This window comes from Hymenobacter puniceus, assembly GCF_014333525.1.
Classification (GTDB): Bacteria; Bacteroidota; Bacteroidia; order Cytophagales; family Hymenobacteraceae; genus Hymenobacter.
In genome coordinates this window covers 340,919-366,921 of sequence record NZ_JACSCX010000002.1, presented here as the reverse complement: position 1 = coordinate 366,921, position 26,003 = coordinate 340,919, and the positions used below count along the sequence as shown (strand labels likewise).

Genomic DNA, 26,003 nt, shown 5'->3' with positions numbered 1-26,003 from the left:
GTGGCTACTCTGCATACACATTCTTCACCACATAAAGCGGCCGGTTGCGAGCTGCATCGAGGCCCCGCCAGACATATTCGCCGATAACGCCCAGCGCTGTCATTTGAAAGGCCGACACCAGCAGGAGCACTACCATCAGCGTGGTCCAGCCAGGCGGCTCCGATGGATTGGTCAGCCGTAGGAAAACAAGATAGATACCATAAAGCAGTGCACTCATTCCTAGCACCAAGCCCGTAATAGAAATGATGCGAACAGGTAAAAAGGAGAAAGCCAAAAAGGAATCAATAAATAGCTTCACCTTCTTCTGTAGTGTCCAGCGCGAACGGCCCACCTGGCGCTTGCGGCGTACGTACGGGATGTTGACGTAGGCATGACCCAACCAAGTCATCAGGTAAAACACGTTGCTGTTGCGCTCCTGCATCTGCAGCACCTGCTCCCGTACCTGCCGATCGAAAAGCACAAAATCAAAGCCACCGGATGGGATATTGGGCAGCGCAAAACGCTTCATCATACCATGAAACAAGGTGGCCAACCATTTCTGCGGGCCAGTTTCCTCGCGGTCCTGGCGGTTGCCGATAACTAGGCGAAACCCCTGTTGCCAGTAAGCAACCATTTGGGCCAGCAGTTCAGGAGGGTCTTGCAAATCAGCCGTGATGATGGCCGTACAGTCGCCGCTGGCGTACGCCATACCCGCCACAATGGCGTTGTAGGAACCTACATTTCCAGCCAATTCTACCACCCGCACCCGCTCTGGGTGCAAAGCCCGTACGGCCAGCAGTTCCCGCAATGTCCCGTCCTGCGAGCCATCATCTACCAGCACATATTCCACCTGCAGATCAGTTGGCAGCGTAGCCTCATTGGCCAATAGCTCCGCCATAGTAAGCGGAATATTGGCTTCGTTGAAGTAGCAGGGAATGATGATGCTCAGGACAGGCATAGAGACAAAAACAGGGCAATTAATCCGGTAAAATCAGGCAGACAAAAAACTGCGGATACGCTGACTTATCTGCGCTACCTGCCACTCCGCAAGGCCTGGCCAGAGCGGCAAGCTAAGGCTGGTGGCAGCCAGTTCTTCGGCTATCGGAAAATCACCGGCGCTATAGCCCAGGGCCTGATAGGCGGGCTGCTGATGCGGAGGCACCGGGTAGTGAATAAGGGTTCCGATTCCGTGAGCAGTGAGGTGCTGCTGTAGCGCGTCGCGGCGCGGAGTACGCACTACATACAGATGATACACGTGCGTAGCGCCGGCTGCTGTGGCAGGAAGCACCAGCTCCGGCACGCCGGCCAGATGCGTGTCGTACCAGGCAGCTATTTGCTGCCGTTGGCGGGTCCAGGTGGTCAGGAACGGAAGCTTTACCCGCAGCACGGCAGCCTGCAGCTCATCTAGCCGGGAGTTGATTCCAGCTGCCTCGTTATGGTACTTCTGCCGCGAGCCGTAGTTGCGCAACAGCCGGATCTGCTCAGCCAGCTCGGCCGAATCAGTGGTAACAGCGCCGGCGTCACCGAGCGCGCCTAAATTTTTACCGGGATAGAAGCTTGTGGCATTCAGGTTACCAAAGCTTCCTGTGAGTTTATTCTGCCAGGTAGCACCATGAGCCTGAGCATTGTCTTCTACCACCCACAACTGGTGCTGGTGCGCAAAAGCGAGTATTGGCCCCATGGCGCAGGCTTGCCCATACAGATGCACGGGCATGATGGCGCGGGTGCGCGCTGTAAGGGCGGCCGCCAGCCGTTCGGGGTTTAGGTTATAGGTAGCTGGGTCCGGCTCTACCGGTACGGGCTTGGCGCCAGTCATGGATACGGCCAGCCACGTAGCAATATAGGTGTTGCTGGGCACGAGAACTTCGTCGCCTTCCCCTACTCCCAGTGCTTTTAAGCTCAGATACAAGGCATCCAACCCATTGCCAACCCCCACGCATTCAGCAGTGCCATTATACTGAGCGTACTCGGCCTCAAACTGCCGAACAGCCTCACCCAGCACGTACCAGTGCGAGTCGTATACAGCCGCTACTGCCGCCAATACTTGCTCCCGGATAGGGTCGTGCTGAGGACCAAAGGCCAGAAAAGGAATTATAGTTGGGGGCATACTAAGCACAATCAAGCGTGTATAGGCGACGGGCACGACAGCACGTGCGTGGTAGCGCCCAGCGCAAAGTTCAACTTTTCTGCGTTGCGAATCACCGCTCTATTGGTCGCCTGGGTGGTCATCAATACGGCAGCTGCGCCCCTTTCCCGGGCCCGGTGTAGCGTTTCGCTGAGCAGGCGCAGGTGCCAGCCGCGGTTGTCAGGCCCCACAGCCGTCAGCACCACCCTCGACAGCTTCACGCCCAGCAAGGCCGCATCCGTTTGCAAGTCACTGATAGCCATGAAAGAATCAACGGGCAGCCCAGGCAGGTCTGGCACCAGAACGGCGTCGCAATATCCTTCAGTGGCCGCAGCAGCATAGCGGGCCAGAAAAGCATCGGCCCTATCTGCTCCAAACCACGGGTCGGCATGAAACCGGTCGTAATTGTTGCGTGCGGCGGCGGCTATCTGCCCTAGATGGACTGCTTCAGCTGGAAGAGCCAGCCGTACGGCGTGGCGTGGCGCAGCAAAGCCAGCAAGGTGGGTCTGGTGATAATAATGCAGCCGTGTTTCGTTCCAGCGCCAGCCAGCCTGCGTGAGGGCCTGCAACAGCCGAATATCCTCGGCCGGCACTTCCACAAAGCAATACGTGCTGGGCGCCACAGACGCAAGTTTCAGCTGAAAATCCCGTACAGCATTGGTCAGGTCAGCAAGCTGCTCATCCTGCTCAAACAGCACAGAGAAGAGCCGGTAAGTAGGGGTATCAAAAAACTGGGAATCCCATGGCAGCAGTTCGTATAAAAACTGTGCTTTCCCACTGGTAAATAGCTGTTCGTGTACCTGGTTGCCAAACCTAGCAGCCCGGCCAACTCCCAACTGGTCGTGCGCCCCTACTTCCTGCAGAAAGTGGTAGGGCGACAACCGCTCCAATACAGCGCGCCGTTCAGCAACCAGCTTCTCCGCTACTCCGAAATGCCCCATACCGCCTTAAACCTCTCAAATTCGCGGATATAGTCGCTTTCATCGTAGACCGTTGATGCCAGTACCATTTGCACCGCAGTATGGGAGTACTGCATAGTGTGCCACACATTAGGCGGTATATACAGTCCAGTATCCGGGCTTTCTAACCGGAAAGTTTCCAGGGTGCCATCTGCCTGTTCGGTTGTTACGATGATTCTCCCGGCCAGTGCCACTAATACCTGCTCGGTGCTGTAGTGCGCGTGCCGGCCACGTACAATGCTTTCCGGTGTGTAATAGGTCCAGAACGTGCGGGCAATAGCAAATGGCAGGTGGCCTCCTTTCTCCAGAACCGTGATATAGCCAATATCCGGAGCACCCAATCTGGGCAGCGACAAAATGCGCGGCGTGGCATTAATGAACTGCAAATCCGGCTTTTTTTCCATGAAGCGTAAGCGTCTCAGGCAATAATGAGTAGGTAAGCAAAGCAGGTAATTACCCCTGCAATAGTTGGCACGCAGCACTTCAGAACGGGGCTACCAGCACTAAACAACTTTACAGGCACAGTCAGCCACCTAGTTGCTACAATGCGCCTAAAATTCAGAGCGCCGGACGCCAAACCCGAGCAGATGACCGGTAACGGCAAGACCTGCAAAGCGCTGGAACAACACCTGCGCAGAGCACAGAGCAGTTTCTCAATTTATTCAGCAATGTACATAGAAACGTCTCCGGCTTTTATACAGAATTAACTATATAAAAAACCGGAGACGTTTATACCAGGGCCCCTCAGATATTCCAGCTGTTGTCCGGATACCTTTTCGAGCGCCTGTCTGTTATTCAGCAGTACATCAGTATCACGAACAGACTGCTGCGGAGGGTTTCTAGAAAGTACGCGGCGTGTTATTTACTGCTCCGGCCGTTACCTCGTTGATATGCTCCTTGAAGTACTCTAATGTGCGGCGCAAGCCTTCGGCACGGTTTACTTTGGGCTCCCAACCTAGGATTTCGCGAGCTTTCGAGATATCTGGCTTACGCTTCATCGGGTCGTTCTGCGGAAGTTCCTGATAGGTTGGCTTGAACTCCACATTCATCAGCTTGGCAATTTCCTCCCCAAACTCCTTAATGGTAATTTCGTCGGGGTTGCCAATGTTTACGGGTAGCGCGTAGTCGCTCAGCAACAGGCGGTAAATACCCTCTACTAAATCATCAACGTAGCAGAAAGAACGAGTCTGCGAGCCGTCGCCGAATACGGTAAGGTTTTCACCACGCAATGCCTGGCTCAGGAAAGCTGGCAACACGCGGCCGTCATTGAGACGCATCCGTGGGCCGTAGGTATTGAAGATACGAACGATGCGGGTTTCCAGACCGTGGTGATTGTGATACGCCATGGTGATGGCCTCCTGAAAACGCTTGGCTTCGTCGTAGCAGCCACGCGGCCCAACAGGGTTTACGTTGCCAAAGTACTCTTCCACCTGTGGGTGTACTTCCGGGTCGCCATACACTTCTGAAGTACTGGCAATCAGCATCCGTGCGTTTTTCACGCGGGCTAGTCCCAGCAGATTATGTGTACCCAGCGAACCAACTTTCAGGGTCTGAATTGGAATTTTCAGATAGTCGATCGGCGAAGCTGGTGAGGCAAAGTGCAGGATGTAGTCCAGCTTACCCGGCACAAACACGAATTTCGACACATCAGCATGATGGAACTCGAAATCTTCGCGGCCGAATAAATGCTCAATGTTGCCTAGGTCACCAGTGATGAGGTTGTCCATGGCAATGACATGGTATCCTTCGGCTAGAAAACGCTCACATAGGTGAGAGCCCAGGAAGCCGGCGCCGCCGGTAATAAGTACGCGCTTTTTATCAGACATGCTGGTAGTTGTTAGTTGTTGGTTGTCAGTTGTGAGGCTGTAAGGAGCACCATTCAGTACCAGCTGCTAGCTAAGCCGACAACCAGTACTGAGTACCTGACAACTAAGACGCTACTGGCTCATGATGAGCCGTGCGGATACCAATGCAATGGTAGGCAAAGCCGGCTTCCTGCATTTCTTTAGGGTCGTAGATGTTGCGGCCGTCAAAAATCACCTTCTGTTTGAGCAGCTTACCTACTACCTCAAAGCTAGGTGAGCGGAATTCCGGCCACTCCGTTACAACCAACAAAGCGTCGGCATCAACCAAAGCTTCAAACTGGTCTTTGGCATACGTAATGGTGTCGCCGAGCGAGTGTTTGGCTTCGGACATAGCTACCGGGTCGTAGGCTGACACAGTGCAGCCTTCCGCCAGCAGCTTCTCGATAATTACCAAGGAAGGAGCTTCCCGCATGTCATCGGTTTTGGGCTTAAACGACAGGCCCCAGATGCCAATCTTTTTCCCAGCCAGGTCACCGCCAAAGTGCTTCTTCACTTTATCGAAGAGCACTTCTTTCTGCGCATCATTCACGCTTTCCACCGCCTGCAACACCTGCATCTGGTAGCCATTCTCAGATGCCGTCTTGATCAGGGCTTTCACGTCTTTAGGGAAGCATGAGCCACCGTAGCCGATACCGGGATAGATGAATTTCGTACCGATACGAGCGTCTGAGCCAATGCCCTTGCGTACCATATTCACATCGGCACCCATGATTTCGCACAGGTTGGCAATGTCGTTCATAAACGAAATCTTAGTGGCCAGCATGGAGTTGGCCGCATACTTCGTCATTTCCGCCGACGGAATGTCCATGAAGATAATCGGGTGGCCATTGAGCAGGAACGGCTTGTACAGCTTGCTCATCACCTCTTCGGCCCGCTCCGACGACACCCCTACCACGATACGGTCGGGCTTCAGGAAGTCGTCGATGGCAGCACCTTCTTTCAGGAACTCCGGATTGGATGCCACGTCGAATTCGATGGACGCGCCTCGCTTGGCCAAGGCCTGCTCCAGCTCAGTCCGGACTTTGGCCGCGGTGCCTACAGGCACTGTGCTTTTAGTCACGATTACGCCGTAATCGTTCATATGCTCCCCGATACCACGAGCTACAGCCAGCACGTACTTCAGGTCAGCGGAGCCGTCTTCACCGGGAGGGGTACCTACAGCAATAAAGGCTACATCAGCGTCTTTAATACCCTCGGCCAAGCTGGTAGTGAAGTTCAAGCGGCCAGCGGCCACATTGCGGCTTACCATTTCCTCGAGCCCTGGCTCGTAGATAGGGAGGATGCCTTGCTTCAGGTTATCGATTTTTTTCTGATCGATATCAATACAAGTTACCTCAATGCCTACCTCGGCAAAGCAAGTGCCTGTAACCAGTCCGACGTAGCCGGTGCCTACTACTGCTATTTTCATGTTATGCAAAGAAGTGGAATGTCTTATTGAGAAACGGTTTTGGCAGCTTGTGCTACCGGGGTCATCATGTAGCGCTTATACCAGTGCTGGAACACAATGAGGGCCCAAATGCGGGCGTGCACGTCGCCGGGGCTACGGGAAAACAGTTGCGTCTTCAGGGCCCGGATGGCGTCTACATCGAACACGCCCTGTGCCTCGATGAAGTCATCCGACAGCAGGTCGTCTTCGATAAGAGGGCGTAGCTCGCCGCGGAACCACTTAAGCAACGGCACCTCGAAACCGTGTTTAGGGCGTTTGTAAAGCTCTTCGGGCAACAATGGGCGGAAAGCATCCTGCACGATGCGCTTCTTCATTTTCGCGTCGATTTTACTTTCGACGGGTAGGGAGAAAGCAAAGCGCACCACGTTGGGGTCGAGGAAAGGCGGGCGCACTTCCAAGGAGTTGGCCATGCTCATCATGTCCACCTTGGCCAGCATGTCGTAGGGCAGCACCAGCGTGGTATCCGTCAGAAGCACCTCGTTCAGGTCACCGTCGGCATGAATGTTCTCGAGTATATCCTTGCGGCGCTTCTCGGCCAGCTTCTTGCCGACTTTGCGGCGGGAAGCGGCACTAAGCAGATTACGCGAGTCTTTTTCAGACGTGAAAGAAGCCCAGTCCCAGTACCGGTCTTTGGGGCCGCTGAGCATCCCGCGCGAGAAGCGCTGAAACTGCCGAATCCGGTTGCCGAAAAAGGTATTGCGCGACTTGGGCAGAATATCCCAGAGCAGGTTGAGGCCGGTTACGGCTTCGGCTTTAAAGCCACCCTGCCGTACCTGAAACTCGCCCATGTGCTTGTTGTAGCCCGCAAACAGCTCATCGGCGCCGTCGCCACTAAGAGCAACCGTGGCCTTTTCGCGGGTACGCTTGCTCAGAATGTATACGGCCAGCGCCGAAGAATCGGCAAACGGCTCGTCGATGTAGTCGAGGACATCGAAAATGTGGTCGTAGAGGTCTTGATTGGTAAGCGAGAAAACCGTGTGGTTGGTTTTATACTTCTCGGCTACCAGCTTGGCATATTTGGTTTCGTCGAAGAACGGCTCGTCGCGGTAGCCGATACTGAAGGTATTCAGGTGGTCGGTGTGGCGCGAGGCCAGCGCCACGACAACGCTCGAATCGATACCGCCACTTAGGAAGGCGCCTACCGGTACGTCGGCCACAAGGCGGCGCGCCGTGGCATCATCCATCAACTCAACCAGCTTGGTTTTCTGCTGCTCGTAGGTGGTCTTGTTTTTTTCGACGCGCTTAGCGTCGTACGGAATCTTGTACCAGCGCTTACGCACTACCTTCTTGCCCTTAATGAACAGGTAGTGGCCCGGCAGCAGCTTCTTTACGCCCTTGAAAATGGTGGCCGGACCGGGAATGTAGTTGAGCTGCAAATACTGGCTCAATGCCACGTAGTCCATTTTGCGCGGAATCCCCAGCGCCAGCAACGACTTCATCTCCGAAGCAAAAAACAGCTTGTCTTCGTCGCGGTAGATGAGCACGGGCTTCTCGCCCATCCGGTCGCGGGCAATGAACAGCGAGTCTTCCTCTTTGTCGTAGATAGCCAAGCCGAAGAAGCCATTGAGCTTCTTAAGAAAAGTACGACCCTCCGTGATATACAGGCGCAGAATCACCTCGGTATCAGTCTGGGAATGGAAGTGGTAGCCTTTCTTAACCAGGCGCTGACGCAGTTCCCGGAAGTTGAAAATCTCGCCGTTGAAGACAATAGTATACCGGCCCGACTCGTCGGTCATGGGCTGATTACCATCGGCCGAGAGGTCGAGGATAGCCAAACGCCGAAAGCCGAGGCCGCAACGGTCGTATACAAAGTGTCCCTGAGAGTCAGGGCCACGGCTGACAATGGCGTCGGTTGAGGCCGGCAGGGCGGCCAGCGCGCTGCGGCCCGTGTCAGTGAAAGCAAATAGTCCGGTAATTCCACACATAGAGCGGACAAAAGTACGAAGGTTCAGCAGAAGTGTTGATTGAAAAATCCAATGGTCAAGTCTCGCAACCAAACCCATGCCAGCTTAGTACACCTTCTAGTTTTCACCCTCAGCTTTCTGTGCCTTATGAATCTGCAAGAAAATATGACCCTGCAAAAGCAATTTGAAGCTGCTGTATCCCGCGTAGATACCCTACCCGGTGATAAAGCGGCTGCTCACATGACGGAGCTCTACGGCCTTTATAAGCAAGCCACCGAAGGCGACCATGATACTGAGAAAGACGTGGTAGGCGACGACTCGCCGGCCAATCCAAGCGGCCCGGCCGGTATGTCGCAGGCACAATGGGACTCGTGGAGTAAGTTTAAAGGGGTGAGTGAAGAAGATGCGCGCCGCCAGTATATCCAGAAGGTGGAGGAAATAGCTGGGCCGGTTGGCGAAAAAACAACCGTTATTACCGGCAATGGCCAGCCAGCTACCGGCTCTCAGGTGAATGGCAGCCCAGCGGCTGAGTCGCAGCAGCAGGCGGGCGTTTCGCAGGGAGGCCTGCGCGGCGACCTGCTGGGTGGTACTCCCTATGGCAGCGAAGAGCAGCTAAAGGATCTGCAGTAAGCCATCCGTCTTGCTTTACTGGTGCCCGTGTTGCAACTCGCAGCACGGGCACTGCTTTTTTAGGAGTGTGCTGTATAAGCATAGGCTAGGATTTTGGCTATTTTCGGGCAGCCATGATCCACCTTCTCTCCTCGCGTGCCGGCCTGCGCCTAGTTGTTGCCGCATACTTGCTCAGCGCCTGCGCGCCTGCCATACCCCGCCAAACCACTACATCATTGCCCAACCGATTTGCTGATGCTACATTTCGCCAGATAGCCACTGCTCAGGACGAGCGCAACACTGCCGCACTGCTACCCTATCTTGCCAATGCCGAGGCCCACTACCGGAAAGCAGCTGCTTTAGCGTTGGCTTCAGTACAGGATAAGCAGGCCACTACTGCCCTGCTGCCACTTTTGCAGGATCCGGACGCAGCAACCCGACGGGCAGCAGCCTATGCGCTGGGCCAGACGGCTGACAGCACCGCTGCAGAACCATTGGCAGCACAGATCCTGAATGCAGGCAGCGCAGTGCAGCGGCGCTACTTGTTTGAAGCACTTGGGCGTTGCGTGACGCGCAATTCATTGCGGCTACTATGGCGCAACGTTGCCACCTCCGATACCAGTTTCTCCGCTGGCCAGGCCTGGGGCTTGATGCGGGCAGGCTTGCGGGGGCTGACCTCAGAAGCGGCCGTGGCGCGGGCAGTGGCACTGCTGCAGCCACGGCAGCCGCTGGCAGCCCGGCAGGGCGCGGCCTTTGCGCTGGCCCGCACGCCCCGCCTCGACCTAACACCTTACCAAGCCCCCCTCACGGCTGCCGTAGCCGACCCAGACCCGGTCGTGCGGGCAGCGGCAGCCAGTGCCTTGGGCAAAGTCAAAAGTCCCACCATTGCGCCTACGCTGATCGGGCTGGTGCGGCAGGATGTTGATTACCGGGTACGGGTAAGCGCATTGCGGGCTATGAATGCCACGATGTATGCTCCGGTGAAGGAAACCGCCTGGGACGCCCTCACACATGCCAACAGCCAAGTAGCTGTTACGGCAGCTGAGTTTTTCTTGGCTCATGCCAGCGGAGAACCAGGCCGCCAGTTCTTGGAGAAAGCTGCCAAAATCACAGATTGGCGGGTGCGGGCTACACTGCTGGCTGTAGCCCTGAAATTGGGCGGCCCCGAGCAAGGAGCCATTCGTACGGCTATTCAGCAGCGGTTTGCAACAGCCACGAACCCGTATGAGAAAGGGTTTCTGCTAAAAGCATTATCCGAAGACCCAGCCGCTTACGAGTTTGTGGAACAGGCAACGTTTGCTGCCGGCCAGCTGCTGGTGGTGGGGTCCTATGGAATGGAGGCACTCGTTGCCATCCGGCGGCTGTCGTCTTTCCCCGAAGCTCAACAAGCGGCTTTTGCCCTTACGCTACGCCGGGCACTTCGGGGCGGCGACGTCACCATCATGGGTACGGCTGCCGAAGCGCTGCGCGACCCACAGTTGAACCTGCGGCGCCTGCTGCCCGATGCCGGCTTTGTGGTAGAAGCCCGCGACAAGCTGGTATTGCCCCGCGACCTGGAAGCCTGGCAGTCGTTGCAGCAAACCATCGACTACTTGCTGAACCGCCCGGCTACGCCTGTGCCGGTAGCTAAAGCAGCTGCTCATCCTATCGATTGGGAGGTGGTGCAGCGCATTCCGGTCCGGCAGCGCGTACTGGTGCGCACCAGCCAAGGCGACATTACGCTGCAGCTGAAGGTGGAAGATGCGCCGGGGTCAGTGGCCAGCTTCGTACAGCTAGTAGAGCAAGGATTTTATGACGCCAAGACGTTTCACCGGGTGGTACCCAATTTTGTAGCGCAGGGCGGCTGCCCCCGTGGCGACGGTTCCGGCAGTACCGACTACAACCTGCGTTCTGAGTTCGGTGACCTGCAGTATGGGGAGGGTGCTGTGGGCCTGGCTTCAGCCGGTAAAGACACCGAAAGCTGCCAGTGGTTTATCACCCACGGCCCCACCCCGCATCTTGATGGTCGCTACACGATTTTCGCGCAGGTGATACAGGGCCTTGATGTGGTTCCGAAACTGGCTATCGGCGACAAAATCGTGAAAGTAGAAGTAGTGCGCTGATTAAATTAGCATACTCACAGCAAAGCCCTCAAATTGCCCGCCGCTAGTTGCTACGGGTAATTTGAGGGCTTTGCTGTGAGTATACTAACCGCTTATTTGTCGCGGCCGTGCACCTGGGCGGGAGGAGCAGTGGCTTCAATGGCCGAAAAGGTTTCTAGGATTTTGTAGGTGTGCGAAGCGCCGTTGCCTACCACCCAGGAATTGCCGGGCTCCAGTATCACCACCTGACCTTCCAGATGCAGCTCGGCGCGGCCTTTCAGCACATAGCCTACCGTCTCGTATGGACGCGTAGATGGGTCTTTAGCTTCGCCAGGCTCTTCATTTTCCCAGAGGCGCATCGACACTTGGGTGCCGGAAGCCAGGTATTTTTCGCCGTCAGGACCTTTTGGCGAGTGGGCAGAGTCGACTTTGGTAATGGAAGTATCAGCCATACTTTTAAAAGCAGAAAAATGAGAAGTAACTATTCAGGGCCAGCCAACTGACTGAGTCCTTTTGCAAACGAGCACAGCCGGTTGCTGGTTGCGGCCTATGATGAACTATACTGGAAACCTTCCGGGCAGAGCCTGGTTACGCTACCTTGCGGCGGCGGCGCTCCAGTGTACTAGCTTGCCAGCTCATCTGCCTATGTCATTTTCCTCTGACTCTCCTTTTGTTCGGACGCTGGCCCGCGCGCACCAGCAGGCAGCAGCAGCACTACCTGCTGGTGCATTCTGCCTACTCACCGATCAGTTGCTGCAGGTCCTGTTTCCAGAGCGAGCCAGCCAGCCGCTACGCCACCCCGATGCCGTTGCAGCTACGCTCACGCAACACCAGCACGATCTGGCCGCTCTGCTCGCCCATGTAGCCTTGCCCGAACCGCCGGCCGCTATAGCAGCGGCCTGCATGGCCCGCCTACCTGCCCTGCGCGACCTGCTGCTACGCGACGCCGCCGCCATTTTAGCTGCCGACCCCGCTGCTCAGGGTCTCGATGAAGTCATTACGACGTACCCTGGGTTCTACGCTATTGCGCTGCACCGCATGGCGCACGCGCTGTATCTGTTGCAGGTACCGCGGGTGCCGCGCCTGATCAGCGAGTACGCGCATCAGCACACCGGCATCGACATCCATCCGGGCGCCCGCATCGGCTCTTCGTTTTGCATCGACCACGGCACCGGCATCGTTATCGGCGAAACGGCCGTTATTGGGGCGTACGTCAAGATTTTCCAGGGCGTGACACTGGGTGCGCTCAGCGTCACGAAGGCGCTGCAGGGCATCAAGCGTCATCCTACCATCGAAGACCATGCAGTTATTTATGCCGGTGCCACTATTTTAGGCGGCAGCACTGTCGTGGGCAGCCACAGCATCATTGGCGGCAATGTCTGGCTTACGGAAAGTGTTCCGTCACACTCCCGCGTATACCACCGGGCGCAGCTGCACGTCACGCGCACCGAAGACCCCACCGCCGACCTCATGTTTTCAATTTGAGTGGTTGAATTGCTTATTTATTGGCCATCATGACGACCATCACGCAATTCACCACTCTGCCATTCAACCCTCTTACCAATGAAAGCCAACACCATTCTTGATACCATCGGGCGCACGCCGCTGCTGCGCCTCAATAAGCTGTTTGCCCACCGCCCCGACGTGGAAGTATGGGTGAAGCTGGAGCGCGCCAATCCTGGCGGCAGCATCAAAGACCGAATTGCTCTGAGCATGATCGAGCAGGCCGAGCAGGATGGTCTGCTCACACCCGATTCGATAATTGTGGAACCTACTTCCGGCAACACTGGCGTGGGCCTGGCTATGGTAGCGGCCGTGAAGGGCTATAAAATCACGCTGGTGATGCCCGAATCGATGTCGATTGAGCGCCGCCGCCTGATGGCTGCCTACGGTGCTAACCTGGAGCTGACGCCGCGCGAGAAAGGTATGAAGGGCGCCATCGAGAAGGCCCATGAGCTGGTGCGTGACACGCCCGGCGCCTGGATGCCCATGCAGTTCAGCAACCCGGCCAACATCCGCGTACACGCCGAAACAACCGCCCAGGAGATTCTGCAGGATGCCCCCGAAGGCTTCGACTTTCATATCACAGGCGTCGGCACTGGTGGTCACATCACGGCCGTCACGGAAGTGCTGAAGCCGCTATTTCCAAACATGAAAACCTTTGCCGTGGAGCCCGAGGCCTCGCCTGTTATCAGCGGTGGTGCACCCGGCCCCCACCCTATTCAGGGTATCGGTGCGGGCTTCATCCCCGACAATCTGCATACCGATATCCTCGACGGTACCATCCAGATTTCGCAGCAGGAAGCCTTCGACATGGCCCGCCGTGCAGCCCGCGAAGAAGGTATCCTGGTGGGAGTATCATCGGGCGCTTCACTGGCGGCTATAGCCAAGAAGCTCGACGAAATGCCGCAGGGTAGCCGCGTACTCACGTTCTGCTACGATACCGGCGAGCGGTACCTGTCGGTTGAAGGTCTGTTTGTATAGCCAGACGAACTCTAAAAAAGACAGCCGCTTCCTCATGGGAGCGGCTGTCTTTTTTTAGTATCAGACACAGTGCTTACGAAAGGCCGGAAAAACAAAAAGCCTGACCATTAGGTCAGGCTTTTTTGAAACGGGAGTGGAGAATATCGGAGTCGAACCGATGACCTCTTGCATGCCATGCAAGCGCTCTAGCCAGCTGAGCTAATCCCCCGTTTGATAAGTACCAGCCGCCGGTTGCGTTTGGTGTGACAAAAGTACGGCACGATTTGGAATGTGCAAGTTACTGCTCGAAAAAAAACGCTTTTCCTGTAAATAAAAATGGGCTGGCACTAGTGCCAGCCCATTTTTCAGTGTATAATCAGTTGGTTTAGTTGAAGATATAACGCACACCTACTTGTGCCTGCCAGCGTGAGCCAAGACCACCAGTTTCGTTGCGGAATGTTTGAGTGAGTGGTACACCGGGCGCCACAACCGCTGGAGTAGTTCCCGAAGCTGGTGTAGTAATGCTCGGGTTGGTGAGGTAGGGAAAGGTAAAATTAGGGCGGCCCTGCTGGTCGTAGCCGGCGAAGGACAACGGATTGGAAACGTTAGCTGTCTGGAAGGTACCCCAGTTGCGGTTGAGCAGATTGCCGAAGTTAAACACGTCGACGCTCAGCTGCAGCGTATTCTTGTTCTCACCCAGGTTGGTGAAGATATCCTGCAGCAGGCGTACATCCAATCGGTTCTGCCACGGACGCACGGCACCGTTGCGCTCGGCGTATTCGCCGCGACGCCCACTTAGGTATTTATCTTGCTCAATGTAGTTGTTGAGGTCAGTCCATTGCTGCGCAGCAGTGTAAGTGCCACCACCCTGCGAGGCTGGAATGGTAATGTCACGCAATGCAATTTCACTCTGGTTGCGCGGAATGTACATCAGGTCGTTGCCGGCACCGCCCGAGCCGTCGCCGTTCATGTCGCCGGCGTAGGTGTAGGAGAAACGACCAGCTGGTGCAGCTTCAAAAAACACCGAAATGGTAGTACCCAAATGCTCTAGGTACTCGCGGCGATACGAAAGCGAGCCAATGACACGGTGCTGCTGCAGAAAGTTGGAGTAGCTTAGCACGTTATCATTCGGGTCGCCGGATACCGGCCGGTCGCGCCAGTTGGTTTGGGCGATGCTGCCGCCATCGTTTACAGAACGTGAATCGGTGTAGGTGTAGGCAGCGCTGGCATACAAGCCGTTGCTAAACGACTTCTGCAATTGGCCAGTAACAGAATAAGAGTAGCCTTTATTGGTATTTTTCATCAGGATGGCATCCGTGATGATGGGGTTGGTAGGCGACACGCCGCCCTGGCCGTTATAGATACGATTGTTTTGAATCAGGCCACTACCTGTATAAAGGCCGCTGGCGTTAGGTGTACCAAACGTGTAGAAAATGGGCCGGTTGTCGGGGCCATTAGCGCGGCCTACGGCGTTCGGCAGGTTCACGTTTTCGAAGTATACGGCATTAAGGTCACGCGTGTAAAGTGCCTCCAGCGTTCCAATGATGCCACCGGGCAGTTCCTGGTCGACAGCAAGGTTGGATCGCCACACCTGCGGAAACTTGAAGTCGCGGGCCGTAACAGCTAGGTTGTACTGGGTGTTAGCCGCTGCGCCGCTGGGGCGGTAAGCATCCACATTGGGGTCGAAATAATTGCCGGCTGCTGATACCTGGGCGCCTGTGCGCGAGAATGAGCCGAACTGCACACCGTTGTTACCGGCCTGGTTGGACAGCCACACAAACGGAATCCGACCGGTGAAAACGCCGGTACCACCACGAACCTGGGTTTTCTGATCGTTTTTCACATCCCAGTTGAAGCCGATGCGCGGCGACAGTAGCACTTTTCTATCCGGCAGTTTGTCGGTCTCCAGCTTCACGCCGTTGCGAAAGGTCAGGTTAGCCGCGTTTTCGTTGCGAGCAATTTCCGAGTAAATGATGGGCAAGTCGCCGCGGATACCAGCCGTAACCTTCAGGTTGTCGAATGGGCTCCACTCGTCCTGTATATACAAGCCCAGCTGTGCTGCCTTTGTAACAGCGAATGGAAACGAGCCGTCAGGCAAAGCCGAGTATGATAGGTTGTAGCGTTGCGGGAAAGCTAGCGTCCCGGTCGTGTTGGCAATCGGCACACCATTGGCGTTGCGGGTGTAGCCCAGCGGCGCCGAGGCGGTGCGGGCCGCCGCGTAAAAATCGTCGATTCCGTTGAAGGTATAGGCGCCGTAATAATTCGGCGAGAAGCCGTTAGTGAACTTGTAAAATTCGTTGTAGGTACCAACCGTCACGTTGTGCTTGCCCAGGAAGGCCGTGAAGTTGTCGCCGATCTGGTACACATCAGAGTTAAGCACGTTGTTGGCCGTGAAAGGCTCGTAGCCAAACGATGTGTAGTTGTTGGCGGCCGTAACCCCACCTCCAGCGGCCGTACGAGTAGTAGCCGTACCGATGTCTACCAACGAGAAATTGCCACCGCCCAGGCTTTCACGGAAGTCGCGGAAGGCTGAGTAGCCGGCAGTTAGGTTGTTGGCGTACCGGGTACTGAATGTGCTGTTTAGTTCAGCAATTATCGAGTTCAGGTTGTTGTTGATAACGTAGTACGACGACGAGAACGGCAAGCCGAACTGTGACTGTGAGCGGCCAATGTTAGCGGGCCCGATGGCGCCCGAACCACTTGGCGGCACATCACGGTACGACTTTAGGTAGTTGTACTTGATGCTGAAGCGGTGCTGGTCACTGATGTTCCAGTCGAGCTTGGCCGTGGCCTTACGGCTGAAAGAGCGCAAGTCGTAGTTTTCGTAGGCGCCGGCATCGTAGCCGTAATTGGTTTGCAGGAAATTTTTCAGGATGTCCAAATCACGCACTGAAGCGGCCGACGTGGTGGAGTTGGCGCCAGGCGCAGGTGCCCCGTCGCGGTTGGCGATGAAGTTACCTGTTGGCGGGTCGATACGGTCTTCCTGTTCGGCATTCACGAAAAAGAACAGCTTATCCTTGATGATTGGACCGCCTACACGGAAGCCGAAGTTCTTCAGGTTGAAGTTGGGGAAGTCTCGCTCAAAGTCGCCCACCTTGCTGCCTACGTAGTCTTGGTTACGGTAGAAGCCGTAGAGTGAACCACTGAATTTGTTGGTACCGCTACGAGTTACGGCGTTGATACCAGCCCCGGTGAAGGAACCCTGACGCACATCGTAGGGGGCAATGCTCACCTGAATCTGGTCGATGGCATCAAGCGAAATCGGCTGGGCGTTGGCCTGGCCACCTACCGTCGGCGACAAACCAAAGGAGTTATTGAAGATGGCGCCGTCGATGGTGATGTTGTTGTAGCCACCGTTGCGGCCACCGAAGCTCTGGCCGTTAGCCTGGGGCGTGAGGCGCGTGAAGTCGTCGAAAGAGCGGCTAATAGTAGGTAGCCGCTCGATTTGCTCGCGCTGTACGGTGGTAGCAGCGCCGGTGCGGCCGGCATTAATTACCGGATTCTCGCGGCCTGTAACGGTCACGCCAGCCAGTTCGGTAGTGGCTTCGCTCAGGTTGATATCGAGGCGCAGGTTCTGGCCCAACGTCAGGAAAATGCCTTCGCGGCTGGCATCCTTATAACCCACAAACGTGATGCGCAATGTGTAGGGACCTCCTACGCGCATATTCTGGATATTGTAGCGGCCTTCAGAGTTGGTGGGTGCTACATACTGCGTGTTAGTAGGCGTATGCACCGCAATTACGGTGGCGCCCGGCAGGCCGCCGCCATCTTTGTCGGTAATGACGCCATTCATGGCGGACGAAGTGGTGCCCTGGCTCCAAGCTGTCGGCGCTGCCATCAGCAGTAGCAGCAGCAGTAGGAAACTGCAGTAAAAGGTGCGTTTCATAAAAAACGATTGGTGAAAAACTTGGCAAAAATACCGTCAGGCGGCTGAGCTTTAGCATTATTAAAATGTTATTAAAAATAAATATAGAATAAAACATACATCCAGTAGGCTCGCTGTTTTTTCGCACAGTCACATTTGCTCTGCATCTTCTATTAGGGCACAAAAAAACCGGCCGAAGAAAATCTCCGGCCGGTTTATCGATACCTTAAGTTAGAGGCTTAGTTGAAGATGTAGCGTACGCCCAACTGGCCCTGCCAACGCGAAGCAAAGGGAGCGAAGTCGTAACCGCGGTTGCCGTTGGCGGCGAATGTAGCGGGGAACGAGAAGTTAGGACGGACGTTGTTGGCACCGGTTGTTTCCGGACGTAGCAGCTCAATGGCGTTGTTAGCCACAGTGTACTGGCGGCCCCACTCTTTGTTCAGAAGGTTACCTACGTTCTGGATATCAAAGCTTACTTGCAAGGTGTTCTTCTTATCACCGGCTATGAAGTTGAAATCCTGTGCGATGCGGATATCTACCTGGTGCGTCCAAGGCGTACGAGCAGCAAAGCGCTCCGCAATTTGGCCGCGGTTATTGCGCAGATAGGGGTCGTTTTGGATGAAAGCCTCCAGTTGCTCCCGGATCTGAGCAACAGTACGCGTATCAGAAGCGCCACTGGTCACGATGGAAATTTCATTTGGGTCATTCGCGTCGCGCGGGATGTAAATCAGGTCGTTGCCAAAAGCACCATCGTTGTTCAGGTCGCGGCCACCCTGGCCGTATACGTAAGCAATCGGAGCACCAGCCAGGCCTTCGTAGATAGCTGAAATGTTAGTAGCTAGTTTATCGCCGGCATACTTGAAGGTGTAACCGCCGGTCAGCAATACGCGGTGACGCTGGTCGTTGCGTGAGAAACCAACCTCGGGGTTGTTTGGATCAAACTGCACCTGGTTGAACTGCCAGTTGGAAAGAGCCGTGCTGCTGGAGCCGCTGTTCACCTCTTTCGACATACCGTAGGTGTAAGCCGCCGACGTGTTCAGACCGTTGGTGAAGTTCTTCTGCAACTGCACAGTACCGTTGTAGCGGTAGCCTTTGTTGGTGTTGTCGAGCAGCAGAACGTTGGTGTAGTTGGTGTTCCGCTGACGAGCAGCCGGATACGTTGGGCGCTGGTCGGGACCAATCAGACGGCCGGTAGGCTCTACTAGGTTGATGTTGCGGTAGTAGATGTCGTTGAGGGTCTTCGAGTAGATACCCTCCAGCGTGGCTACGACGTCGCCGGGGAGGCGGAAGTCAACGGCCAGGTTGGTACGCCATACCTGGGGCAGTTTGAAATCCTTCTCCAGTACGTTGATTTCCGAAGTACGCACCGGCGAGTAAGGAGCCGTGGTGAAGACTGTAGGAATCTGCGTTGGATCGGTTACGACGGGCGGATACACCGTGTTGGCACCCGTGCCCGTAGGACGAGCATCTACTGCGCCCTGAATCAGGCCGCTGTTGGTGAAGCTGTTGGAAATCCATACGAATGGTACACGGCCGGTGAAGATACCAGTACCACCACGCACCTGAATTTGGGCGTCGTTATTTACGTCCCAGTTGAAACCGGCACGCGGAGCAAACAGTAGTTGGCCATTCGGCACATTATCGGTCCGGATGTTAGCACCGAACTGGTCGGTAACGCCTTGGTTGAAGCCGGGCTTGTCGAAGAAGAACGGCACGTCCAGACGAGCACCCAGCGTCAGACGCAGGTTTTCAACTGGCGAGTACTGGTCCTGCAGATACACACCAAACTGCATAGCGCTAAACGTAGCTTCGCCGTTATTATTGGTGGCATAGGCAGCTTGCAAACGGTTTACGCGAGGCGTAGCGGCCGTGAAGTCAGCCAACGAGTTGAACTGGTAGTAACCCACACCGTTGTTGATAAACAGGTTGCGGAACTTGAAGAACTCGTTGTGCGTGCCCAATGTGAAGGTGTGCTTACCGATAGCGCGCGTTACGTTGTCGGTCAGTTCCACAATGTCCTGATCGAGCTGGTTGAAGCCCGAGCTGCGCTCCGTACCAAAGGTGTAGCGGTTGCCAGCTTCATTGATTTCAATCGTTGGGAACAGGGAGCCAGGAACGTCGCGAGTGTCGCGAATACGCGAATAGCTTAGCAACAGCTTGTTCGACACGGCACCAAAGCGGCTGTTAAGTTCGGCTACGGTGCTGTTCGTGCTGTTGTTGAACTTGTAGGTATTGCTGCCAAAACGCAGCGATGTCGACGTACGACCGATGTTGTCGTCGAAAGCATCGATGAAGTTGTGGCGCAGCGTGAGCTGATGATCATCGGAGAGGTTGAAGTCCAGACGACCGAAGATTTTGGTGCTCTCAGTGCGGCGTGTGATGTCGCCGAAGGCACCTACGTCGTAACGGTAGCGCTCAGCAGCAGTGGTAGCAATGGTATTAATAACATTCAGGTCGAGGCGCGAATCAGTAGCACCGGGTACGAAGCCCAAAGGCTCGTTGCGACGGCTGATTTCAGCGTTGGCAAAGAAGAACACCTTGTCACGCACGATGGCGCCACCTACGCGGGCACCCGTCTGGTAGTTGTAGAACTCAGCTGCTTTAGTGCGGGGCTCCGAAATACTTTTGCCTACGATATCCTGGTTGCGGCCGAAACCATAGATCGAAGCCGACAGGTCGTTGGAGCCGGAACGCGTTACAGCGTTTACGCCACCACCCGTGAAGTTACCCAGCGTCACGTCGTACGGAGCAACCACCACCTGAATTTCCTGGATAGCATCCAGCGAAATTGGCTGCGTGCCCGACTGGCCACCGGGCGTACCTGAACCAGCCAGACCGAATACGTCGTTGTTCACGGCGCCATCGATAGTGATGTTATTATAGCGGTTGTTGGAACCTCCGATAGAGCTGCTACCGCCGCCGTTCGACTGTGGCGAAACACGCACGAAATCCTGCAGGCTACGGTTCAAGGTTGGCAGACGCTGAATCTGCTCACGTGAAATAGTGGTTTCAGCACCCGTACGGCCTGCATTGATTACCTGGCTTTGCTGGCCCGTAACGGTTACGCCGGCCAACTCAGTGGTAGCCTCGCTCAGGTTGGTGTCCAGACGCAGGTTTTGGCCCAGCGTCAGGAAGATACCCTCCCGGTTGGCATCCTTATAACCCACAAACGTAATGCGGACCGAATATGGACCACCAACGCGCATGTTTTGAATGTTGTAACGGCCTTCGGAATTTGTAGGCGCCACATACTGCGTATTGGTGGGTGTATGAATGGCAATTACCGTAGCACCCGGCAGGCCCGATCCATCCTTATCGGTAATAACCCCGTTCATGGCGGAGGTTGTGGCACCCTGGCTCCAACCAGTGTGTGCTGACAGCAGCGTCAGCAACAGCACCAGGAGATGGAGTAAACGTTGGTGTTTCATAAAAGGGGGTATTGGTGAGAAAAGAGGGGAGCTTCTTAAATCCGGCGCAAAAGTACAGCTATAACTGCCAAAATCCATTACTGAATCTTTATGATTCGCAACCGGGAGAAAAGTTCATACTTGTGGACAAAGGTAGAAGGGAATTTCTACAATACTGGCCGCACCGCTTTGATGTAGCGGCTTAAGTAATAGTCACTTTCCAGGCTGTTTTCCACTACTCCCGCCGAACTGGATGCGTGAATGAACTGCACGCCTTCTGGCGTAGCTTCTGTTACCAAGCCCACATGTGTGATGGTGGAGCTGCCCGGCGAGGCCCCGAAAAATACCAAATCCCCTGCCTTCAGGTCCTGCGGCTTTACGGGGGTGCCCCAGATGGCCTGCTCATTGCTAGAGCGAGGAATAGCTACGTCGATGGCGGCAAAAGAATTGTAGAGCAGGCCCGAGCAGTCCATGCCCAGGCGCGAAGTGCCACCATACTTATAAGGAGTTCCCTGGAAAGAGCGGGCCGTTTCAATAACCGTAACGATGGCGCGGCTGGCGTTGGCCGGCGTACTGCGGTGCTTGGTCACGATTTTGGCTTTGCCGGAGGCCGTAGTGGCTTTGGACTTGGATTTGGTAACCGGGCGGCTGCCGCGGCGGCGCCGCTCTTCGGCTTTCATCCGGGCCATGTCGCGCGCTGAGTGGTAGCGACCGTTGCGGTAGTTGACCTTCTTGGGGGCGCTGCAGCCAGCCAGCCAGCCTATCAGCGCCACCAGTAGCAGCGGCCACCAAAGGCGCCTATGCGTCGTATACTGTACCTTCGTTCTAGGGTCCCGCATCGGGTCAAAGATAGGTAAAACAGCCATTTGGCGTTTCTATATATGGATTTCAACTCCCTCACTCCCGAGCTGCTTGTGGCCTTCGAAGCCATTGTGGGCCCGCAGCATGTCCTCACGGCCCAGCGCGCCGAAGCTACCGCCACAGCCGACACCTACGCCGACTATGGCCGCGACCATACCGAGGACCTACACTTTGCTCCCGACGTGGTGCTGCGCCCCGCTAACGCCGAAGAAATAAGCGAGATTGTGCGCCTCTGCCACCAGCACCGTATTCCGGTGACTCCCCGCGGGGCGGGCACGGGCCTGAGCGGTGGCGCTCTGCCCATCCACCATGGCGTGGTGCTGAGCACCGAGCGGCTCAATAAGATTCTGCAGATTGACGAGCGCAACCTGCAGGCGACGGTAGAGCCGGGTGTGGTGAATGAGGCGTTTCAGCAGGCTGTACAGGCCGTAGGCTTGTTCTACCCGCCCGATCCGGCCAGCAAGGGCAGCTGCTTTCTGGGCGGCAACCTGGCCCACAGCAGCGGCGGACCCAAAGCCGTGAAATATGGCACCACCCGCGACTACGTGCTGAACCTGCAGGTGGTGCTGCCCACCGGCGACATCATCTGGACCGCCGCCAACACGCTCAAGAACTCCACCGGCTACAACCTCACCCAGCTGATGGTGGGCTCGGAAGGCACGTTGGGCATCATCACGAAAGTGGTATTCCGACTCCTGCCCTACCCCAAGCACAACATTCTGATGCTGGTGCCTTTCCGGCAGGTGACGCAGGCCGCCGAAGCCGTGTCGGCCGTGTTCCGGGCCGGCATCATCCCGTCGGGCATGGAATTTATGGAGCGGGAAGCCATTGCCTGGTCGTCGGAGTATCTGAAGATTCCGCTCACGCTGCCCGAGGATATTGCGGCGCACCTGCTCATTGAGCTGGACGGCCAGGACCTGGATGAGCTGTACAAGGAAGCCGAGCAGGTATATGGCGTGCTGGAGCACTATGATGTAGACGAAATTCTTCTGGCCGACAACGCAACCCAGAAAGACGAGCTCTGGCGCATCCGGCGCAACATCGGCAATTCGGTGCGCTACAATTCGGTGTATAAGGAAGAGGACACGGTGGTGCCCCGCGCCGAACTGCCCACGCTGCTGAGCGGCGTCAAGGAAATAGGGCAGCGCTACGGCTTCAAGAGCGTCTGCTACGGCCACGCCGGCGACGGCAACCTGCACGTCAACATCATCCGCGGCAACCTGGACGACGAGATGTGGAATGTGGGTTTGCGCCAGCCCATCACCGAAATCTTCGAGCTGTGCGTGAAGCTGGGCGGTACCATTTCCGGCGAGCATGGCATCGGGCTGGTGCAAAAAGGCTACATCGGTATTGCGCTGCCTGACACCAATCTGGAGCTGATGCGCGGTATCAAGCGGGTTTTTGACCCCCACGGCATCCTGAACCCCGGCAAGATCTTCTAATCACGGATTTCGTCGGATTAGCCGGATTAATCGGATTTTGTGGACGATTGTAATGCCAAGCTCCTACTTGGTGCGTTGTTGAACGATAGTGTAACGCGAAGTCTTACGTCGCGACTCAGCTGTGCCGACCACCAACCGACTGGCAGAACTGAGTCGCGACGCAAGACTTCGCATTACTGCTTTGGTAGTGCGTTCAACGCTGTATCTAACTGCCGGAACAACTCCTCATTGCCATCCTGCTGGTACGCACTCAGGGCCGCCTCGAAGCCGGATAGGTCGTAGAGAAACGCTTTTAGGTTGTCGGCTGACAGTTCAGTGAAATGGCGGCCGTAGCCTAGCTTCTGCACTTGGGCAGCGTTGAGAAACTGCTCGAACTGGGCCGGAATGGGTACAGCACAAATGGGCTTGTGCAGGTACACGGCCTCGCTGATCAGTGAGAAGCCGCCGTTGGTAATAACAGCCCGCGCCGACGCTAAATCCTCGATGAAACCCTGCTCGCTGAAGGCTTTCAGCTGCACGTTGCCGTGGGTTTCCTCTTTGTTGAAGCCATACACCCGAAACTCCTGCCCCGGCAGCGCCTGCAGCAGCGGCACCAGTCCCTGCTGCGTGGTAGCCGACTGATACACCAGCACGTGTGAGCCGGCCGTGGGGTGCGCCGCCAGAATCTCGGGCCGGATAATGGGCGGTACCAGTGTGGTGGCGGGCCGCACCACCGGTAGCGGAAAGAACGTGCTGACAAAGTAATGGTGGCTGCGCGGCAGCTTGGCCCGCACAATGCCACGGGCTACGTCGAAGTTGCCGCGCTCCGTGGGTGGCACCACCACATCCAGCCGCGCCCGACTAATAATCTGCATGTTGTCGATGCTGATGACGGGCAGGTTTTTCCAGCGGGCAAATAGGTAGCTGAACGACTCGAAGTCGGAAATAACGCAGTCGAACCGGTCGGCACAGGGCAGGTTGCGGTAGCGCCGGAAGTTGGTGAGCAGGTTGTCGGGCGCGTTGCGGAGCGTGAGGGCCGCTGTGCGGGCTTTACTCACTACCACATCTCTGTAGGCCAGATGGAAGCCCCGGATTTCGTGCACCCGGCCCGGAAACGTGCGCGCCAGCAGTTGGTAGGCCCGGCTGCTGCTCACCACACTCACTTCGTGCCCCTGCGCCAGCAAATGCGCAATGACCACCTTGCTGCGCGTGGCGTGGCCCATACCCTCGCCGGGCACTCCGTATAGTATGTTCATCAGGTAGTCGGGAATTGAGCGCTAAAAATGCGGAATTAAAACCTGAAGCCGCACCAACGGCACGCAGTTCCCCAATAAATCAGCCCGCCAGCGCCCCCTAATCAACTTGCAAGCAAAAAGCGCTACCGGTTGGCAGCGCTTTTTGCGTCAGAAACATCGTGAGCCTGCAACAACAAGTTACCTGAGCAGCACCAGCTTTTGGGTTTGGGTGAAATCGGGGGTTTGCAGCTTCACTAAGTACAAGCCCGCTGCCAGGCCGGTAGTGGGCAGCTCCAAAGTATGCGTGCCGCCACTGTAGCGCCGGCTTTGGGCTGGCTGGCGCACCACGCGGCCCTGCGCGTCGGTCAGCAGCACCGAAACTGCCGCGGCATCAGGTAAGCTGAAGCCAATGGTAACCACGCCGGCCGCCACCGGATTCGGGTACACCGGATACAGCCGGGCCTCGGGCCGCCGCAACAGCTCCTTTGCCGATTGGTTGCTGAGCACGATGTTCTCGTCGCCGGGGCGGTAGGGCACTACGTCGAAGTAGGCGACCAGCATTTCGGCGGTGGTTTGCTCGCCCCACTGCACGGTTTGGGGCGGCGAAAACGGGTTGCGGGGGTTGCTGGCGGTGTTGTCGTAGGTGGCGTCGGCCATAAGGCGCGAGCCGGCCGGGATTTTGAGCAGGCGCGGGAACCGGTAGGCACCCTGCCAGTTGAAGTCCCAGTCGTTGATTTTCAGGATGCGGATAGTATCACCGGAAGGCTTCACGGCCCAGATGCGCCACTTCTTGCCCAGCAAATGCGCGTGGGGCAGCACGCTCACCAAGCTCACATCCAGCGGCACCCGAAACTCGGCGTGAAAGGTTTTCACCTGGCCCGCCGGAATGACAAACGGCCCGTTGGTGAGATTGAGTGGCGTCAGCGGCAGGGTCTGAACGTAGCGCTGCACCGGCTGGCGACTGAAAAACAGGTTCACCACCGACGAATCGGTTTGGGTGAGGGCCGTGGGGCCGTAGTGCACCTGCACCAGAATGCTGGCATTGCGGGCCAGCTTTTTGCCCAACCCATTAGGGAAATAGCGGGCTGTAGCGCCGGGCACCCAGCCGGCCCAGTTTTCCTCGGTGGCCGAAAAGCCGAAGCCTCCGAAGCGCGTGTAGCCGTAGCCGGGATCCTGGGCATCCAAGGCCTGAGCCCGCTGCGTGGTATCTATGCCAATAATGGCGTGGTGGGTGATGCGCTTGTTGCCGGCCCGGAATTCCACGGCCGCAATATCTCGGTCGGTTGGCAGGCGGGTGGGCAGCACGAACACCCGGTACAAATCCTGCAGATTGCCCTGGTGCGTGAACTTCTGCGCCATTGGCACTACCAAATCGGGCGTGCCCAACTGCGAGCCAGCCGGAAACGTGGGTAGCGCCGGCTCTAGGGCAGGGTTGCCGCGCACCATACCGCCATCCACCCAGTCCCTTATTTTCTGGATTTCCGAGTCTGTGAGCGTGTTTTCGTCGAGGAAGTGCGTGTAGTTGGGGTCGGCCTTCCAGGGCGGCATATACCGGATGCCCGTCACGAACTTGATGGTGGGTGCGTGGCTGACTACGTCTTGGTAGCTGGCTAGCGGAAACGGCGCCACCTCGCCGGTGCGGTGGCAGGAGGTGCAGTGCTGGTAGATGATGGGCGCAATATGCTCGCTGAACGTGAGCTGCGGCTGTTGCGCCAGCGCCGGGGCCACAGTAAGCAGCAAAACAAAGCGTATCAGGTGTTTCATAGAAAGCAGGATTTTCAA

Annotated in this window: 18 protein-coding genes and 1 tRNA gene; 5 read left to right on the top strand and 14 right to left on the bottom strand. The window is 56.4% G+C overall.

Annotated elements, in window-relative coordinates; genetic code table 11:
* Positions 1-4: 4 nt before the first annotated feature.
* The 7 genes from H8B14_RS06625 to asnB form a co-directional block, all read right to left on the bottom strand.
* Positions 5-937, bottom strand: coding sequence for a glycosyltransferase family 2 protein (locus tag H8B14_RS06625; protein WP_187314830.1), 933 nt, complete (start codon positions 935-937; stop codon positions 5-7).
* Between the two features lie 33 nt (positions 938-970).
* Positions 971-2,086, bottom strand: coding sequence for a DegT/DnrJ/EryC1/StrS family aminotransferase (locus H8B14_RS06620; RefSeq protein WP_187314829.1), 1,116 nt, complete (start codon positions 2,084-2,086; stop codon positions 971-973).
* A gap of 11 nt (positions 2,087-2,097) precedes the next feature.
* Positions 2,098-3,045 (bottom strand): hypothetical protein, encoded by a 948-nt coding sequence (locus H8B14_RS06615; RefSeq protein WP_187314828.1) that lies wholly within the window; start codon positions 3,043-3,045, stop codon positions 2,098-2,100.
* A complete protein-coding gene (locus tag H8B14_RS06610; protein ID WP_187314827.1) occupies positions 3,027-3,467 on the bottom strand; it encodes a sugar 3,4-ketoisomerase in 441 nt (146 codons plus the stop codon). Before H8B14_RS06610 ends, H8B14_RS06615 begins: the two co-directional genes overlap by 19 nt.
* Before the next feature lie 435 nt (positions 3,468-3,902).
* The gene (locus H8B14_RS06605; protein ID WP_187314826.1) at positions 3,903-4,889 is read right to left on the bottom strand and encodes a UDP-glucuronic acid decarboxylase family protein; all 987 of its coding nucleotides are present in this window, start codon (positions 4,887-4,889) and stop codon (positions 3,903-3,905) included.
* A 103-nt stretch (positions 4,890-4,992) separates the two neighbouring features.
* Positions 4,993-6,336, bottom strand: a complete 1,344-nt coding sequence (locus H8B14_RS06600; RefSeq protein ID WP_187314825.1) for a UDP-glucose dehydrogenase family protein — start codon at positions 6,334-6,336, stop codon at positions 4,993-4,995.
* Positions 6,337-6,359: 23 nt separating this feature from the next.
* Entirely contained in the window at positions 6,360-8,300 is a 1,941-nt protein-coding gene (asnB, locus tag H8B14_RS06595) for an asparagine synthase (glutamine-hydrolyzing) (protein ID WP_187314824.1), read from the bottom strand.
* A 126-nt stretch (positions 8,301-8,426) separates the two neighbouring features.
* Between asnB and H8B14_RS06590 the strand changes: the two genes are divergently transcribed.
* Together H8B14_RS06590 and H8B14_RS06585 are read left to right on the top strand one after the other, a co-directional pair.
* Positions 8,427-8,909 carry an acyl-CoA-binding protein gene (locus H8B14_RS06590; RefSeq protein WP_187314823.1) on the top strand — a complete coding sequence of 161 codons (483 nt, stop codon included), beginning with the start codon at positions 8,427-8,429 and terminating at the stop codon, positions 8,907-8,909.
* A 113-nt stretch (positions 8,910-9,022) separates the two neighbouring features.
* Positions 9,023-10,990 (top strand): peptidylprolyl isomerase, encoded by a 1,968-nt coding sequence (locus H8B14_RS06585; RefSeq protein ID WP_187314822.1) that lies wholly within the window; start codon positions 9,023-9,025, stop codon positions 10,988-10,990.
* A gap of 92 nt (positions 10,991-11,082) precedes the next feature.
* Here H8B14_RS06585 and H8B14_RS06580 read toward each other — a convergent pair whose 3' ends face one another.
* On the bottom strand, positions 11,083-11,421 hold the full coding sequence (locus H8B14_RS06580; protein ID WP_187314821.1) for a cupin domain-containing protein: 339 nt from the start codon (positions 11,419-11,421) through the stop codon (positions 11,083-11,085).
* Between the two features lie 193 nt (positions 11,422-11,614).
* On the opposite strand from H8B14_RS06580, the gene H8B14_RS06575 reads away from it, so the two are divergent.
* Both H8B14_RS06575 and cysK read left to right on the top strand, forming a co-directional pair.
* On the top strand, positions 11,615-12,454 hold the full coding sequence (locus tag H8B14_RS06575; RefSeq protein ID WP_187314820.1) for a serine O-acetyltransferase: 840 nt from the start codon (positions 11,615-11,617) through the stop codon (positions 12,452-12,454).
* 78 nt (positions 12,455-12,532) lie between these two features.
* Positions 12,533-13,453 carry a cysteine synthase A gene (cysK, locus tag H8B14_RS06570; RefSeq protein ID WP_187314819.1) on the top strand — a complete coding sequence of 307 codons (921 nt, stop codon included), beginning with the start codon at positions 12,533-12,535 and terminating at the stop codon, positions 13,451-13,453.
* A 134-nt stretch (positions 13,454-13,587) separates the two neighbouring features.
* On the opposite strand, the gene H8B14_RS06565 is transcribed toward cysK, so the two are convergent.
* The 4 genes from H8B14_RS06565 to H8B14_RS06550 form a co-directional block, all read right to left on the bottom strand.
* A tRNA-Ala gene (locus tag H8B14_RS06565) sits at positions 13,588-13,661 on the bottom strand.
* A 156-nt stretch (positions 13,662-13,817) separates the two neighbouring features.
* Positions 13,818-17,318: a TonB-dependent receptor gene (locus tag H8B14_RS06560; RefSeq protein WP_261989924.1), complete on the bottom strand. Its 3,501-nt coding sequence runs from the start codon at positions 17,316-17,318 to the stop codon at positions 13,818-13,820.
* 218 nt (positions 17,319-17,536) lie between these two features.
* On the bottom strand, positions 17,537-20,725 hold the full coding sequence (locus H8B14_RS06555) for a TonB-dependent receptor (protein ID WP_187314818.1): 3,189 nt from the start codon (positions 20,723-20,725) through the stop codon (positions 17,537-17,539).
* 146 nt (positions 20,726-20,871) lie between these two features.
* The gene (locus H8B14_RS06550) at positions 20,872-21,543 is read right to left on the bottom strand and encodes a C40 family peptidase (RefSeq protein ID WP_261989923.1); all 672 of its coding nucleotides are present in this window, start codon (positions 21,541-21,543) and stop codon (positions 20,872-20,874) included.
* Between the two features lie 42 nt (positions 21,544-21,585).
* On the opposite strand from H8B14_RS06550, the gene H8B14_RS06545 reads away from it, so the two are divergent.
* On the top strand, positions 21,586-23,007 hold the full coding sequence (locus H8B14_RS06545; protein WP_187314817.1) for an FAD-binding oxidoreductase: 1,422 nt from the start codon (positions 21,586-21,588) through the stop codon (positions 23,005-23,007).
* Positions 23,008-23,180: 173 nt separating this feature from the next.
* Here the strand turns inward: H8B14_RS06545 and H8B14_RS06540 are convergent, their stop codons facing one another.
* The gene (locus H8B14_RS06540; RefSeq protein WP_187314816.1) at positions 23,181-24,242 is read right to left on the bottom strand and encodes a glycosyltransferase family protein; all 1,062 of its coding nucleotides are present in this window, start codon (positions 24,240-24,242) and stop codon (positions 23,181-23,183) included.
* Between the two features lie 177 nt (positions 24,243-24,419).
* Positions 24,420-25,985 (bottom strand): T9SS type A sorting domain-containing protein, encoded by a 1,566-nt coding sequence (locus H8B14_RS06535; protein WP_187314815.1) that lies wholly within the window; start codon positions 25,983-25,985, stop codon positions 24,420-24,422.
* Positions 25,986-26,003: the final 18 nt, after the last annotated feature.

Excerpts from the sequence above, each read along its gene's own strand:
- H8B14_RS06625 (WP_187314830.1), bottom strand. The coding sequence starts at position 937 with ATGCCTGTCCTGAGCATCATCATTCCCTGCTACTTCAACGAAGCCAAT.
- H8B14_RS06620 (WP_187314829.1), bottom strand. The coding sequence starts at position 2,086 with ATGCCCCCAACTATAATTCCTTTTCTGGCCTTTGGTCCTCAGCACGAC.
- H8B14_RS06615 (WP_187314828.1), bottom strand. The coding sequence starts at position 3,045 with ATGGGGCATTTCGGAGTAGCGGAGAAGCTGGTTGCTGAACGGCGCGCT.
- H8B14_RS06610 (WP_187314827.1), bottom strand. The coding sequence starts at position 3,467 with ATGGAAAAAAAGCCGGATTTGCAGTTCATTAATGCCACGCCGCGCATT.
- H8B14_RS06605 (WP_187314826.1), bottom strand. The coding sequence starts at position 4,889 with ATGTCTGATAAAAAGCGCGTACTTATTACCGGCGGCGCCGGCTTCCTG.
- H8B14_RS06600 (WP_187314825.1), bottom strand. The coding sequence starts at position 6,336 with ATGAAAATAGCAGTAGTAGGCACCGGCTACGTCGGACTGGTTACAGGC.
- asnB (WP_187314824.1), bottom strand. The coding sequence starts at position 8,300 with ATGTGTGGAATTACCGGACTATTTGCTTTCACTGACACGGGCCGCAGC.
- H8B14_RS06590 (WP_187314823.1), top strand. The coding sequence starts at position 8,427 with ATGAATCTGCAAGAAAATATGACCCTGCAAAAGCAATTTGAAGCTGCT.
- H8B14_RS06585 (WP_187314822.1), top strand. The coding sequence starts at position 9,023 with ATGATCCACCTTCTCTCCTCGCGTGCCGGCCTGCGCCTAGTTGTTGCC.
- H8B14_RS06580 (WP_187314821.1), bottom strand. The coding sequence starts at position 11,421 with ATGGCTGATACTTCCATTACCAAAGTCGACTCTGCCCACTCGCCAAAA.
- H8B14_RS06575 (WP_187314820.1), top strand. The coding sequence starts at position 11,615 with ATGTCATTTTCCTCTGACTCTCCTTTTGTTCGGACGCTGGCCCGCGCG.
- cysK (WP_187314819.1), top strand. The coding sequence starts at position 12,533 with ATGAAAGCCAACACCATTCTTGATACCATCGGGCGCACGCCGCTGCTG.
- H8B14_RS06560 (WP_261989924.1), bottom strand. The coding sequence starts at position 17,318 with ATGAAACGCACCTTTTACTGCAGTTTCCTACTGCTGCTGCTACTGCTG.
- H8B14_RS06555 (WP_187314818.1), bottom strand. The coding sequence starts at position 20,725 with ATGAAACACCAACGTTTACTCCATCTCCTGGTGCTGTTGCTGACGCTG.
- H8B14_RS06550 (WP_261989923.1), bottom strand. The coding sequence starts at position 21,543 with ATGCGGGACCCTAGAACGAAGGTACAGTATACGACGCATAGGCGCCTT.
- H8B14_RS06545 (WP_187314817.1), top strand. The coding sequence starts at position 21,586 with ATGGATTTCAACTCCCTCACTCCCGAGCTGCTTGTGGCCTTCGAAGCC.
- H8B14_RS06540 (WP_187314816.1), bottom strand. The coding sequence starts at position 24,242 with ATGAACATACTATACGGAGTGCCCGGCGAGGGTATGGGCCACGCCACG.
- H8B14_RS06535 (WP_187314815.1), bottom strand. The coding sequence starts at position 25,985 with ATGAAACACCTGATACGCTTTGTTTTGCTGCTTACTGTGGCCCCGGCG.